General features: G+C 40.1%; 9 protein-coding genes. 8 read left to right on the forward strand and 1 reads right to left on the reverse strand.

The genetic code is table 11. The features are described from left to right. Positions 1 to 416: 416 nt before the first annotated feature. The 7 genes from FAZ15_RS12330 (at position 417) to FAZ15_RS12360 (ending at position 12,207) form a co-directional block, all read left to right on the forward strand. The gene (locus tag FAZ15_RS12330; RefSeq protein ID WP_136901604.1) at positions 417 to 2,906 is read left to right on the forward strand and encodes a Kelch repeat-containing protein; all 2,490 of its coding nucleotides are present in this window, start codon (positions 417 to 419) and stop codon (positions 2,904 to 2,906) included. 260 nt (positions 2,907 to 3,166) lie between these two features. After that, complete coding sequence (locus tag FAZ15_RS12335; RefSeq protein ID WP_136901605.1) at positions 3,167 to 3,439, forward strand: hypothetical protein; 273 nt, start codon at positions 3,167 to 3,169, stop codon at positions 3,437 to 3,439. Between the two features lie 243 nt (positions 3,440 to 3,682). Beyond that, entirely contained in the window at positions 3,683 to 5,005 is a 1,323-nt protein-coding gene (locus FAZ15_RS12340; protein ID WP_202912389.1) for an IPT/TIG domain-containing protein, read from the forward strand. Positions 5,006 to 5,017: 12 nt separating this feature from the next. Beyond that, entirely contained in the window at positions 5,018 to 8,116 is a 3,099-nt protein-coding gene (locus FAZ15_RS12345) for a SusC/RagA family TonB-linked outer membrane protein (protein WP_136901606.1), read from the forward strand. Between the two features lie 7 nt (positions 8,117 to 8,123). Beyond that, complete coding sequence (locus FAZ15_RS12350; RefSeq protein ID WP_238387238.1) at positions 8,124 to 10,133, forward strand: RagB/SusD family nutrient uptake outer membrane protein; 2,010 nt, start codon at positions 8,124 to 8,126, stop codon at positions 10,131 to 10,133. A 13-nt stretch (positions 10,134 to 10,146) separates the two neighbouring features. Next, the gene (locus FAZ15_RS12355; protein WP_136901607.1) at positions 10,147 to 11,115 is read left to right on the forward strand and encodes a BT_3044 domain-containing protein; all 969 of its coding nucleotides are present in this window, start codon (positions 10,147 to 10,149) and stop codon (positions 11,113 to 11,115) included. A gap of 36 nt (positions 11,116 to 11,151) precedes the next feature. Then, positions 11,152 to 12,207 carry an Ig-like domain-containing protein gene (locus FAZ15_RS12360; RefSeq protein WP_136901608.1) on the forward strand — a complete coding sequence of 352 codons (1,056 nt, stop codon included), beginning with the start codon at positions 11,152 to 11,154 and terminating at the stop codon, positions 12,205 to 12,207. A 108-nt stretch (positions 12,208 to 12,315) separates the two neighbouring features. On the opposite strand, the gene FAZ15_RS12365 is transcribed toward FAZ15_RS12360, so the two are convergent. Further along, the gene (locus tag FAZ15_RS12365; protein ID WP_136901609.1) at positions 12,316 to 13,602 is read right to left on the reverse strand and encodes a citrate synthase; all 1,287 of its coding nucleotides are present in this window, start codon (positions 13,600 to 13,602) and stop codon (positions 12,316 to 12,318) included. A 373-nt stretch (positions 13,603 to 13,975) separates the two neighbouring features. Here FAZ15_RS12365 and FAZ15_RS12370 point away from each other — a divergent pair, with 373 nt between their 5' ends. Next, entirely contained in the window at positions 13,976 to 14,338 is a 363-nt protein-coding gene (locus FAZ15_RS12370; RefSeq protein ID WP_136901610.1) for a BlaI/MecI/CopY family transcriptional regulator, read from the forward strand. Position 14,339: the final 1 nt, after the last annotated feature.

The raw sequence follows: 14,339 nt of genomic DNA on the forward strand, positions 1-14,339 counted from the left end.
TGAAGAAAACTATGGTCTGTTCGCTAGCAAACCAGGCCTATGTAAAATACGGAATGTTTGACAAAGAACTAAAAGTTAGTTACCGTGATAAGAAGCCGTTTTCTGTGAATAAATTATATTATAACTTTATCCATTTTTTTATAAATATTGAAAACTATTATTAGAAGAAATGGCCGCCATAGTATTGATAACATTATAATTTTAGTGAGTTAACCATAAATGATTATTGGAGAGAAGTCTCCTTATGATTTTTGTAATTTGACGATAATATTAGTTGCATAGTAGCAACTCCTGCATTTTAAAAACTGAATAATATTTGACTGATTTCCTGAAATCGTTCAAAACAATTAAATGCCGGAATAATTTTGTGTAATCTGTGGAAACTTTGTATTTTGAGGAAGAATTAATACCTCGTTATGTTATTTAGAGTTTGTTTGTTATTCCTGTTTTTATTTTCTACCGTTAAAAGTTTAGGAACTGGATTGAGGATAAAAGGCAATAACTATCCAATAGAACAACGGACATCGTTGGCTTTTACTAAACGGTTTCCTGAGATTAAATCGAGCTTTTTATTGAGCTTTGAAACGAAATTGCTGGAGGAATCCAGTTTCGGAACTATGCTGAGAATTAAATTTACCCAACCAGATTTAACTTATAGCATACTCTTTCGGACAATAGATGAGAACAGAATAGAATTCAAGCTGAACGAAGAAGGGAAAAGCAATCTGGCAACGATCCTTTTGGACAAGCGAAAGATAAAAATCTACCAATGGTTTCGTATTACACTCAATGTAGACGTAAAGAACAAGACCATGCGATGGAACTTGAAGGATAAAAGCGTTTCGGTTCCTCTTAAAAATTTAAATAAAGATCCATTTATTGACAATATATTTTTTGGAAAAAGTGAATACAACATCGATGTAGCTGATTTCGCGCTGCGGAAGATGGAAATTAATGTGGATGCTAAATCATTCGTGATCCCGCTTAACGAAAGTAAGGGAGATAAATTCCACTTGGAGAACGGTAAGGTAATAGGTAAAGTCAGTCATGCGGTCTGGCTTATCAATGAGTCCTATTATTGGAGAAAGAGCCAAAGCTTCACGCTTAGCAACGTAGGTGGATACCAGTTTGATGAAAAAAGCGGAAAAATGATCATCTTTACCAAAGACTCGATCCGGCAACTTGACGTCAATACAGGAAAATTGCAGGCTCATGCATTCTCGAAACCGCTCCCCTTGGCTATCCAGCTCGGAAATAGTTTTATGGGGGACAACAAGCTTGTGCTGTATGAGGTGAATAACCTTCCCAACGACGCCTGTAGTAACGTATCCATTGACTTGAATACGTTTGAAGTTAATTGTGTGAGTACCGATCAATTGGAAATCCAGCTCCACCATCATACAGGGATTTATTACGACAATAGCAATCATTTGATTTTTGGCGGGTTTGGCAATCAACGTTACAGCAATTCTTTTTTGTCGATGAATCTGACCCGTGCTGTTTGGGATACACTAAGTGTCACCGGAGATCCAATTTTTCCGCGTTATTTTACCTCTTCGTTCTTCAACCCCGTAAACAAAAGCATGTATGTGTTTGGTGGGATGGGAAATGAAGCGGGCGACCATACCCTAGGGCGTAAATATTTTTATGATTTGTACGAACTAGACCTTCATTCTTTCAAACTTAAGAAACTTTGGGAAATCGACAACAAAGGAACGACTCTGGTTCCGGTTAGGAATCTTATCTATGATCAAAAAGGATCGTTTTACACATTGATGTATAGCGAATACCTTTCCGATACAGATTTGCAGCTACACAAATTTCAGTTAAATGAACCTCAATTTGAAGTACTAGGTGCTGGTATTCCGGTCAAATCCGAAAAAATTAAAACCAATGCCAATTTGTTCTATTATGAACAGCTAAAAACCTTCTATGCAGTGACCCAAGTCTATGATGATCAAGAACTGACCTCGGTTATAACGATTTACGAGCTGAAAACTCCGGCCATAACGCTGACAGACTTACAGCTTTATGAAAACCTGGAAGCCAAAAGGTATAGCTGGATCTTTGCCCTATTGGGGTTAGGAAGTATTGTCGCCATCGTTTGGTACCGTAAAAAAGTTTACCAAAAGAATAAAAATCAGGAAGATGCTATGGTTAATGTAGCTATGTCCCGTGTCGATCAGCCAGCAGCGAGGTTTGAGTTTCCTCCGAAAAATAGAATCCATCTTTTCGGAGAATTTACCGTGGTCGATAAACATGGGAAAGATATATCCTACCTCTTTAGTACTCGGATTAGGCAAATGCTGGTGCTGTTCCTGACAGGAAACATTCAAAAAGGAGTTAAAGCGAACGATATCAGCGAAGCCCTTTGGCCGGACAAAGAATTGTCTGCATCCAAAAATATCCGAGGAGTGACCATAAACCAGTTGAGGAAGCTATTTAATGAACTGGATGGTGTCGATTTGGTTTACGAAGACCATACCTACAAGCTGAAATTGACAAACTGCTATGTTGATTATTTACGGTTTGAAGAACTGCAGAATGAGGATATCCTATCCGCAGAGCTCAGGGAAATCTTTAAATCTGGACTATTTCTCAAGGGCACCGAAGAGAATACGTTCGATCAAGTAAAAAATGAAGTCGAAGTGCAGTCCCAGGAAGTGTTACATCGATATATGATGGATTATTTTCGGGACGACCGGTGGGATGAGGCGATAGCCTTGGCACGTCTGTATTTTCATTTGGATCCGATTTCAAAAAACGTGTTGCAGATCGAATTGCGGTCGCTCATAAAACTAGACAACCGGGTCGAAGCGCGGAAACGGTACGAGCAGTTTCAGCGAGTCTATGTCGATTGGGTAAATGAAGAATTTCCGATCAGTTTTGAACAGCTTATAAAGTAAATATGCTGCTGCCCCTCAGTAAGCTGTTTGCTTTCATGATCCGCATACATGCGAGCGGATAAATATCCACCTCCAACTTTCTTGCCTTAAGAATATTGCCGTTAAGTGGTGAATTAGGAAAATAAATATCAAATTAATCCTTTTATTAATTCAGTTATTAACCGGATTAATTTAGTATTGTTTTTGATTGCCGGACACAACAAACTGTTTGGCAAAACCAGTTTTATAGTTATTAGTCATAAACCAAATTTCAAAACACCATGAAAGATGCAACTAAATTAGTATTAATTATTCTGTTGGCATTGGTATTTTTAAATGGATGTAAGGACGAAAATGTACAGCGGGAAGCGCTTGATTTTTCGTGTTTAGAACGCTATTTAGATACGATGCAGAACTTACTGGGTATCGATCAGATTGAGGAGATCGACGGTACGTATCCGGTGGCAAGCGCTACCGAATTGGAAAATTCTTTAAGCGATTTAAAATTAGGGTTATCCAAAGCGCAAGCGGGCACAGTATTGATTATATCTTGAATGAGCGTACCCGTGAGTTCATAGGAGAGCATGATCGTTGATTTGATTTAGAAGAACCAACCGGCTGATTGAACGAGCAATAGCAAATAATCCATTGGTACAAAAATACGATAACCTAAGTTCATGTATGATTGTATAATCGAATCAAATCGTAGCGTAAATTTATGCACGATATTTAAGAAAAACAATTCTTTATTTCCATCGAATTTTTACACCAAATCTATTAACTAAATAAATACAATTATGTTATGCGTTAAACTTAAGGAGAAAACTCTCCTCAGCATCGGCTTTATTGCCATGATATGCTTAATCGTAGCTAGTTCCTGTAAAGACGACAAAGATCTCGAAAAGGAACAAATTGGCTATGATTCTTCCAAGCCTGTCCAAGTGGGGCTTGTCTATCCCGATTCGGGGAAATTTCTGGAAAAAGTAATGATTACTGGAAATAATTTCGGTACTGACCCAAAACAGATCAGAGTTTGGTTTAATGGAAAAAAAGCAGCTGTAGTAGGTTCTACTGGAAGTAGGATGTATGTGCTGGCTCCTAGGTTACCGGGCGACACCTGTGTTATCTCAGTGGTTATTGGCAAAGATTCTGTCGTTTACAATAAAAATTTCTACTACCAAAGTTCGATTACAGTAACTACCATTGCAGGGAATGGAAGCAGGGCGTCCTACCGAGATGGTGATCTCACGCAGTCGATTGTTGCACCTAGGTTCCTATGTGTTGACAAAGACGACAATATTTTCATGATCAACCGTGTTCCCGAAATGTATCATATTGCCAGGATCGATGAAACAAAGAATGAGCTGATTACAGTGGCCAGAAATGTCATCGGGAATGTTCCGGCCGCAGATCCGGTTACAGGGGTAATAACATTTCCTACAGAAACAACCATTGGATCCTATTATTCGCTTGATCCTAAGGAATTTTGGGGTCCTCGAATCAGAGAGATGAAATGGCCACCGATAGGCGATATTCCTCCAAACGGATGGAAGCACAGTATGGTGGTGAATCCGACTGACGGTTTTATATATACTCGATACAACCAAGGATATATTGTGAAAATAAATCCTCGGACATTCGAAGTAGAAACAATATTCCGTACAGAAACCGGGGATAGCTTTGGTCTTGCATTTAATCCACTCACGCCAAATATTCTGTATATCTCATTTCTCAGCAATGCTGGTGTAAATGCTAACAGCATTTGCAGTATTGATGTGACTAATCCAGCAACAACGTTTCGGAAGCTTAGCGGATCAACTGGGGGGGGGCATCGTGATGGAAAACTGGAAGTGGCACAGTTCCGCAGCCCCGAGCAGATTTTCTGTGATGCAGACGGAAACATGTATGTGGCCGATGCCGGAAATCATTGCATACGCCGCATCAATTCGGAGGGTTTAGTTGAGACTGTATTGGGAATGCCGGGTACTGCCGGATGGAGAGATGGTGGCAAGGAAGAAGCCCTTTTCAATGCACCTAGCGGCATTGGTATTGCCAAAGACGGATCTGTATACGTAGCTGACTTCGGAAATAATCGTGTGCGTAAATTATCAATAAATTAATTAACCAATTATATGAAAAAGAAGTGCCTATTATGGTGGATACTCATACTAGTATCTCTGATTGGGTCTGTTCATGGGCAGGAAAATTTACAGATCAGTGGAATAGTAGTAGATGAAGCAGGTCAGCCAATTGACGGAGCAACCGCTTATCTGCGGGATAAAATTGGGATAGGAACCTCTACGAACAAAGAGGGAAAATTTACGATCAAAGCCTCTCGTAACGATGTGGTCATATTTAAATATATCGGCTATAAAGACGTGGAGTATTTGATTACCGATGCTAAGAATGATTTGAAGATACAATTTAGCGAAAAAGCGGAAGAGCTGGAAGAGGTGATGGTAGTCGGATTAGGCACGCAACGTAAAATATCGAATGTTGCAGCTGTTACCAGTTTGAATGTAAAGGATTTACAGACGCCTGCTGCTTCTATTGCTAACCTCCTAGGAGGTCGCGCCGCCGGTGTTATCTCTTTGCAAAGTAGTGGTGAACCGGGAAAGAATATTTCTGAATTCTGGGTACGTGGAATTGGCACTTTCGGTGCCAACTCAAGCGCTTTGGTATTGATTGATGGTCTGGAAGGCAACATCAACTCGATTGACCCTGCAGATATTGCAAGTTTCTCCATCTTAAAGGATGCATCAGCTACAGCTGTCTATGGAGTTCGTGGTGCAAACGGGGTGGTATTAGTGACAACTAAACGTGGACAAGTGGATAAATTATCCATCACAGCAAGAGCGAATGCCACCTTGTCGCACTTAAACAGGCTACCTAACTACCTTCGTGCGTATGATTATGGGGTAATGGCAAACGAAGCGCGATTGGTGCGTGGAGAAAGCCCGATCTATACTGAGGTAGAATTGGATATCATCCAGGATGGTACGGACCGTGATATGTACCCGGATGTAAGTTGGCAGGATGAAGTGTTAAATCCAACGGGTCTAAGGAACAGCTACTATGCCAGCGCGCGAGGTGGTGCACAGGTGGCTAGATACTTTTTGAGTCTTGGTGCAAGCAGTGATAGAGCAGCCTACAAATACGATAAAAATAGTGTTTACGCGGCGAATACGGGGTACAAAACTTACAATTACAGAACCAATATTGACCTTGAACTTACCCCATCAACTACTTTATTTTTTGGAACTGATGGATTTATGTCAGTAAATAATAATCCTGGTGTCGCTAATACCGACTTTATCTGGTATTCGCAATCCAATTTGAACCCATTACTACTACCGACTCAGTATTCAAATGGCCAGTTTCCTGCGACATCCGCTACAGAGTCCTTAAGATCTCCTAAGGTGATGATCAACCAAATGGGTAGAAGAACAAACCAGGAATTTTTAGGTAAATTTACACTCGCGCTTGATCAAAAGTTGGACTTTATAGCCCCTGGATTAAGAATCAGAGGTCAAGGTGCGTATGACATTCAGAGTTTCTTCTCCGAAAGTCGGTTACTGGCACCAGCACTTTATCAAGCAGTGGGTCGTGATCAGCAAGGTGAGTTAATCACCATCGAGCGTGTCCCGGCAAGCACAGTTTCCTACGGAAGAAACACAGATCAATACCGTAAATACCATTTTGAAAGTACTTTAAACTATGATAGGCTGATTGGAGAGAACCACCGTACCTCTGCGTTAATTTACTACTACTTGAGCGATCGTAAAAGAGCAAACGAAGGCACAAATAACCTTAATTCTATTCCGATCCGTTACCAGGGTGTATCCAGTAGATTTACATATGGCTACAAGGACACATATATGGTAGATATTAACTTCGGTTATACAGGTTCCGAAAACTTCCAGCCTGGTAGGCAGTACGGTTTCTTTCCATCTATAGCAGGGGGCTGGATACCATCCAATTACGATTTTGTAAAGAAAAAGCTTCCATGGATTACATTACTTAAATTTAGAGGATCCTATGGAACTGTTGGTAATGACCGGATTACGAATAATCAACGTTTTCCTTATCTAACAGTGGTAAATGATTATATAGTATCTCCTTGGGGAGCATCAATACTAAATGAAGCCGTAAATGAATCACGGATTGGGGCAGATAACCTGCAGTGGGAAAAAGCTATAAAATCCAATATCGGTATGGAATTGAACATATTTGATGATCGAATTAACATTGTCATGGATGTGTTTGATGATCAGCGTAATGGCATTTTCATGCAACGGGTACAAGTTCCGGCCTACGCTGGTCTAGTGACTATGCCTTACGGAAACGTAGGACGCATGAAGAGTTTGGGAGCTGATGGTAGTGTCTCATACAGACAAACTATAAACAATAATACAAGTTTTACGGTTCGTGGAAATTTTACGTATTCTAAAAATAATGTACAGAACTGGGAAGAAGCCAATCCTAAATATCCCTATCAGGAAATTTCAGGCTATCCGTACGGATCAATACGTGGTTACCAAGCGATCGGCTTATTTAAAGATTGGGATGATGTAAACAATAGTCCAGCACAGTTTGGCAAAGTTATGCCTGGTGATATAAAATATCGCGATATCAATGGCGATGGTAATATCACTAGTGACGACCAGGTACCATTGACTAGAAATACGTTCCCGATGTTGATGTACGGATTCGGTGGAGAATTCAACTACAAGAAGTTTACACTTGGTGTTTTATTTAAAGGCACTGGTAAAACAGATTTCTTTTTCTCTGGTGGTGGTGTTGGTACGGGTTATATTCCTTTCTTCAATGGTGTACAGGGGAATGTAATCACCCTTGCTCATGACCCGGCAAACCGATGGATTCCTATGGACTATGCACTTGCTCATGGAATAGACCCCTCACTTGCTGAAAACCCGAATGCACGGTTTCCTAGGCTAACTTATGGAAATAATAACAACAATTCACAGCGATCCGATTTTTGGCTCGGTGATGCGCGTTATTTGAGATTGCAAGAAGTGAACCTTAACTACAACATCCGTGGAAAGTTCTTGCAAAACTTGAAAATTTCTTCTATAGATCTTCAATTTGTTGCAAATAATATATATATCTGGGACAATGTCAAGCTATTTGACCCCGAGCTAGCCTATCGAAACGGTGAAGTATACCCAATCCCGTCTTCATATATTATGCAACTGTACATAAATCTCTAAAACTAGAATGATGAAGCATTTAAAAATATCACAGCGAAAGTTTTTTATCCCTCTTTTGCTTTTAGCAATACTTGTGTCTAGCTCATGCAGCAGATTCCTAAATGTTGACGATTATTTTAGCGATGAGCTAAAATTAGATACAGTTTTTGCCCAAACAAGACATATCAAGGCTTATATGTGGGGGACCGCAGGTATGTTTCCTGATGAAGGAAATCTTCAGCTAGATAGTTACACACCAGGGCCTTATGCTACCGATGAAGCTTTTACTGGCTTTAATACTGGTTCGGGGTATAATGGAATCCGATACATACTAGGCGATGTAACGGCAAATAGCCTTTATTCATTCAATACATGGGGCAACCTATATAAAATCATTAGAAAAAGTAACACGATTGTATCGCGTCTAGATGAAGCAAAGGATATGACTACTGCTGATCGGTTTTATATCCTTGCCTATACAAGGTTCATTCGTGCTTATGCTTACTACAATATCCTAATAGATTTTGGACCCCCGATGTTATTGGGTGATGAGATCATTGAGTCTAATGCTCCACTGGGAAATTATGATCGTCCACGTGCTACTTACGATGAGGCAGTAGAATATATCTGCGCTGAACTGGAAGAAGCAGCAAAATTCTTACCGCCTACTCTTCCGCTAGTAGAGTTTGGATTACCGTCTAAAAATGCCGCTTATGGATTAATTGCGCGCATTAGGCTCTTTCACGCTAGTCCGCTTTATAATGGCGGTCAAGCTGCCCGTTCTTACTTTGGAACATGGCGAAGGTCGACAGACGGTGCGCAGTATGTTTCTCAGAATTATGATGAAAAAAGATGGGCTGTCGCCGCCGCCGCTGCTAAAAGATTGATCGACCAGGGTGGAGGAGCTTTACGTTTGCATACGGTGGCCGCGGATACTGAAACACCAGCATTGCCCGAGGGTGTTACTTCTGATCCAAATTATTACATGCAATGGCCTGAAGGCGCAAACGGCATAGATCATTACAGATCTTATTCAGAAATGTTTAACGGTGAAGCTGTAATTCCGGTTAATCCTGAGTACGTATGGGCCAGAAGAAGCGGAGCTATTACCAATGAAACTAGAATGTCTTTTCCAGAAAAATTGGATGGATATAATGGAGCAAGCTTAACCCAAAAAGTAATAGACAACTTTGCCATGATAGATGGCCGCGATATTAACAATGCTAGTATCCAATACCCTTATACAGAATCTGGATTCACCAATGCAGCCAAAATATTTTCTGGTTATAGATTGAATGCCGGAGTGAGCAATATGTATGCCAATAGGGAAGCCCGCTTTTATGCTTCTGTAGGGTTTTCAGGTGCTTTTTGGCCGATGACTTCCTCCACTTCATCCGGATACTACAATCAAACAATTGAATATTATTTTGATTCACCAAATGGTAAGGGAAGTATTAGTAGCGCAATTGATTTTCCGATTACAGGGTATGTGATTAAGAAATTCATACATCCTACAGATGCCTGGGGCGGCACAAATGCACGCAGAATGGACAAGGCTTTTCCTATAATCCGATATGCGGAAATTCTGCTGTCTTATGCGGAAGCATTAAATAACCTTACAGGATCACATACCGTGGATATGGACGGAGATACTTATGTCCTTAGCAGAGATATGAATGAAATCAAGAAATGCTTTAACCAAGTGCGCTATCGCGCAGGCTTACCAGGCATAACAGGCAATGAAAACGCATCTACATTCCAGCGACTTCTTGAAAAGGAACGCATGACGGAATTCCTTTTTGAAAATCGACGTTATTACGACGTGCGCCGATGGGGTATTATGGAAGAAGTAGAGAGCGAGGCAATTCGCGGAATGAATGTGGAAGCTTCCCGAGAGGCATTTTTTGCCAAAGTGATTCCAAATACGTCCAGAATTGGGGCAAGAATTGTCAATAAGAGACTTGCTCTATTGCCGCTTCCATTAAATGAAGTGCGTTTACTGCCTTCCTTAGATCAGAATCCAGGTTGGGAAAACTAATTGAACGAACAGTATGAAAAAAATATTCAGAAAATACGGCGTCTCGCCGGTGAAAAATATAAGCAATATACTTGCAATGGGCGTAGTCTTAATCGGATTCCATGCTTGCAAAGATGACGAGGTATATCAAAAGGAACAGTACAAAAATGTATTTGCATTGATCAGCGAATCAGATAATGTCGCAAGGAAATTTCACAATCTGGGCGAAGAATCCATTGGCTACATTGCCGCTTCCATGGGCGGCACAAATCCTACCGATAGTGATGTCACTATAATCCTAGTAGAGGATAAAACCCTGACGGATCAATTCAATCGTACGAATTATGATACAGATGTATCTAAATATGTGAGAGCGTTGCCGGTGGATAAATATGATATGGAAAGTCATGTATTTAAGATCCCTGCAGGACAAATTGGCGGAAGGCTACCTATTAAGATTCGCCCTGATGGCTTGTCTCCGGATTCCTCTTATTTCATTCCACTTCGCGTAGATATGTATTCATCTTATGAAGTAAATCACGAGAAAAGCTATGTCCTTTACCGTGTGAAGACCAAAAATTATTATGCTTTATCTGATGGTAGTACAATTTATAATATGAGGGCTAAATACCGGGAACAGGGATCAAATTCTGAACTGGAAATGCCGGGTACCAAGGTCATGCACCCACTAACGAAAAACAGTGTTCGAATAATGGCAGGAAACGAAGCGTATGCTTCAGATGTGAACACTTTCAATCGCGCGGCCATTGTGCTGACTGTAGGTGAGGACAATAAGATAACCATTTCATCATATAGAAATGTGGACGTTACCCAAGTGGACGACGATACTGATTTTAATAACACATTTAGGATCGAAGATGATGGTTTCAAAACCTATAAAACGTTTCTTTTGCGCTATAACTATGTTTCAGGAAGCACCGTTGTAGAAATGAAAGAAGAACTAAGGTTGGAATTTTCTCCTGAAGATGAAATCATTCAATAAAATAATAAACAATTCGCGTTATCTAAATATAAAATAATGAATAAGCATATTTTAAGATATAGTGTAGTTTTAGTACTTGTCCTTCTGATAGAAGGATGCAATAAGTATGAGCGTACTGAAGTCGTCCCTCAAATATACGCTAACAAATCTTTGATCAACGGGTTTGTGGGGTTAGAGGTTCAGCTGACGGCAAGCCCCACTGATGGTACCTACGCCTTTCAATGGACTTCGGAAGATCCCGAAATTGCGACAGTGACTAGCACAGGGCTCGTTAAACTGATAAGCGAGGGCTCCACAACTGTTGTCCTTAGCGCCGGAGATATCAAGCAAAGGATTCTGGTGACCTCTTTAATGCGGATCCCTGTAGAAGATATCATTTTAAGCGAGACTTCCATCGAACTGATTCCTCTGGCAAAAAAAACCATTGCCGTTCAGATTTTACCTCAGGAGGCGAACGATATTCCAACGCCTGTGTGGTCTACCGAAAATGATAAAGTAGCTACAGTAAATGAAAAGGGCGAGATTATAGGGGTCTCTGAAGGAACAACTAATATCAGTTATAGAGTTGGTGCAGTGGTTAAAAAGGTGCAGGTCGTTGTGTCTTATACTCGTCCTTTCAACGGGCCGCATAACCTTCAGACCGGGCCTGCTGTTTTAGTGATGGCTGCTGACTTTGATTTCGGGGGTCTTGGTTATGCCTTCAATGATGACTCGGGTAACAATGTCGGTAACGACAACTACCGACGTGGAAAAGGAGATACCCAAAGTGGTGCTGTGGAGATTGAAGGTAATGGTGATAATATAGGTTATATCGACAACGGTGAATGGTATCAATATACTGTAACCGTTAAGGAAGCTGGAATTTATAAGTTGGAAGTTTTACTTTCGGCTGCTGCTGCTAGTAAATACCGGGTCGAAGTGGACGATGTAAATGTTGCGGGTTCTGTCGACGTCGCTTCGAATGGTGGTTGGTCGAATTGGGTATTCCACACTCCGATTATACTAAATTTAGCTGTAGGTGACCGTAAAATTAAATTTGTTGCAGAACAAGCAAACTTCAATCTGCGAGCATTACGCTTTACCAAAGAATAGATATTCATAGTCGTTAGATTAATAGTCAAAAAGGCTGCCTCAAAATGCTGTGCCCCCAAAATGTCTAACTTTTTTGGGGGCACAGACAGCCTTTTCTTTTATCAAAACTTATCTCTTGTCAAAATCTATATAGTCACGTGTTGTTTCGCCAACATAAACCTGTCTTGGACGACCAATAGGTTCTTTGTTGTCGCGCATTTCTTTCCACTGTGCTATCCAGCCCGGAAGACGACCTAAGGCAAATAGTACCGTAAACATATCCGAATTGAAACCTAATGCCCGGTAAATAATACCCGAATAGAAATCAACGTTAGGGTATAGTTTTCTGTCTACGAAATATTGATCTTTTAATGCGGCTTCTTCTAGACGTTTTGCAATATCTAAAACCGGATCGTTAACACCTAATTTTTCTAAGATGTCGTCGCATGCTTTTTTGATTATTTTAGCACGTGGATCAAAGTTTTTGTACACACGGTGACCGAAACCCATTAAGCGGAAAGGATCGTTTTTATCTTTTGCTTTTGCTAAGTATTTATCGGCATCGCCTCCGTCGTTCTTGATATCTTCAAGCATCTCAATTACGGCTTGATTGGCACCGCCATGAAGCGGGCCCCAAAGGGCATTGATACCAGCCGAGATGGATGCATATAAATTAGCATTTGACGAACCTACGATCCGTACAGTAGAAGTGGAACAGTTTTGCTCATGATCTGCATGTAAAATCAGTAATTTATGCATGGCATCAATTACTACCGGATCGAATGTTTTTTCGCTATTTACTTCCCCAAAAATCATGTTTAGGAAATTCTCTATATAACCCAAATTGTTTTTTGGATAGACAACGGGATGTCCTAATGATTTCTTTTGAATCCAAGATACAATCGTTGGCATTTTAGCCAATAAATTAATGATGGTTTTGTTTTCTTCTTCTTCGGTTTGGTTCGGATTTAATGATTCAGGGTAGAATGCGGAAAGTGCACCAACTAAACAGGACAGCTGTCCCATTGGATGCGACTTGGATGGGAATCCGGCGAAGAAGTTTTTCATATCTTCGTGGATCATCATTTGTGCTCTAATATCTGCCCTGAATTTTTCTAATACTTCTTTTGTTGGAAGTTTGCCATATATTAATAAATATGCCACTTCTATAAAAGTTGATTTTTCGGCGAGTTGCTCAATAGGATACCCACGGTATCTTAATATTCCTTGTTCACCATCCAAAAAAGTAATGGCACTTTTGGTTGCCCCTGTGTTTTTATATCCCGGGTCTAATGTGATAAACCCGGTTTGGTCTCTTAATTTTGAAATGTCAACTGCTTGTTCGTTTTCTGTTCCTGTAATTACAGGAAATTCAAAAGACGTGCCATTCAGTGTAATAGATGCTGTTTCCGACATAAGTATATATGTGTATTATGAACTTGTTGTGTAATAACTAATTCTATCCTAACAATCCAGGAGGTAAGCCTGCCTAGATTTGATCTCGCTAACTTAATTAAAATCCATATAATTACCAATTTTTTTCATGCAATCGATGTCATCGTGACTTTTATATGAAATATTTTGGTGGCGCGTGATTCGTGACTGGTCGTTGGTGATTGGTGATGGTTTTATCGACATCCCGCTTGGCGTATAGCGGAATAGAGGGATCCGAAGTTCGCTAGTTGTCAAACTAGAAGGTATTAGATTAAAAATAAAAAAATGTTAAAAACATTTGTTTGTTTACGAATAATTCGTAGAATTGTGATTAATTAGTAATTTGATAATCAAAATGGAAAAGTTAACTATACAGGAAGAGGAAGCGATGTTATCGATCTGGCAATTGAATGGAGGGTTTGTAAAAGAGATATTGGATAACCTGAAAGGGGAGAAGCCGCCTTATACGACATTGGCTTCTACAATAAAAAATTTGGAGAAAAAGTCTTATGTAAAACCCGTACGATATGCTAACGCGAAACGCTATGAACCAGTTATATCGGAAGAAGAATATAAGGCTAAATTCATGAACAACTTTGTGGGAGATTATTTTAAAAACTCATACAAAGACATGGTCTCTTTTTTTGTGAAAGAAGAGAAGCTTAGTGGTAAAGAACTGGAAGAGATTATGGATATGATTAAGAATAATAAATCTTAAC

Source organism: Sphingobacterium olei, from assembly GCF_005048855.1.
GTDB classification, from domain to species: domain Bacteria; phylum Bacteroidota; class Bacteroidia; order Sphingobacteriales; family Sphingobacteriaceae; genus Sphingobacterium; species Sphingobacterium olei.

What these genes read in the sequence shown, in the direction of transcription:
- FAZ15_RS12330 (WP_136901604.1), top strand. Translation starts at nt 417, where the DNA reads ATGTTATTTAGAGTTTGTTTGTTATTCCTGTTTTTATTTTCTACCGTT.
- FAZ15_RS12365 (WP_136901609.1), bottom strand. Translation starts at nt 13,602, where the DNA reads ATGTCGGAAACAGCATCTATTACACTGAATGGCACGTCTTTTGAATTT.
- FAZ15_RS12355 (WP_136901607.1), top strand. Translation starts at nt 10,147, where the DNA reads ATGAAAAAAATATTCAGAAAATACGGCGTCTCGCCGGTGAAAAATATA.
- FAZ15_RS12340 (WP_202912389.1), top strand. Translation starts at nt 3,683, where the DNA reads ATGTTATGCGTTAAACTTAAGGAGAAAACTCTCCTCAGCATCGGCTTT.
- FAZ15_RS12370 (WP_136901610.1), top strand. Translation starts at nt 13,976, where the DNA reads ATGGAAAAGTTAACTATACAGGAAGAGGAAGCGATGTTATCGATCTGG.
- FAZ15_RS12345 (WP_136901606.1), top strand. Translation starts at nt 5,018, where the DNA reads ATGAAAAAGAAGTGCCTATTATGGTGGATACTCATACTAGTATCTCTG.
- FAZ15_RS12360 (WP_136901608.1), top strand. Translation starts at nt 11,152, where the DNA reads ATGAATAAGCATATTTTAAGATATAGTGTAGTTTTAGTACTTGTCCTT.
- FAZ15_RS12335 (WP_136901605.1), top strand. Translation starts at nt 3,167, where the DNA reads ATGAAAGATGCAACTAAATTAGTATTAATTATTCTGTTGGCATTGGTA.
- FAZ15_RS12350 (WP_238387238.1), top strand. Translation starts at nt 8,124, where the DNA reads ATGATGAAGCATTTAAAAATATCACAGCGAAAGTTTTTTATCCCTCTT.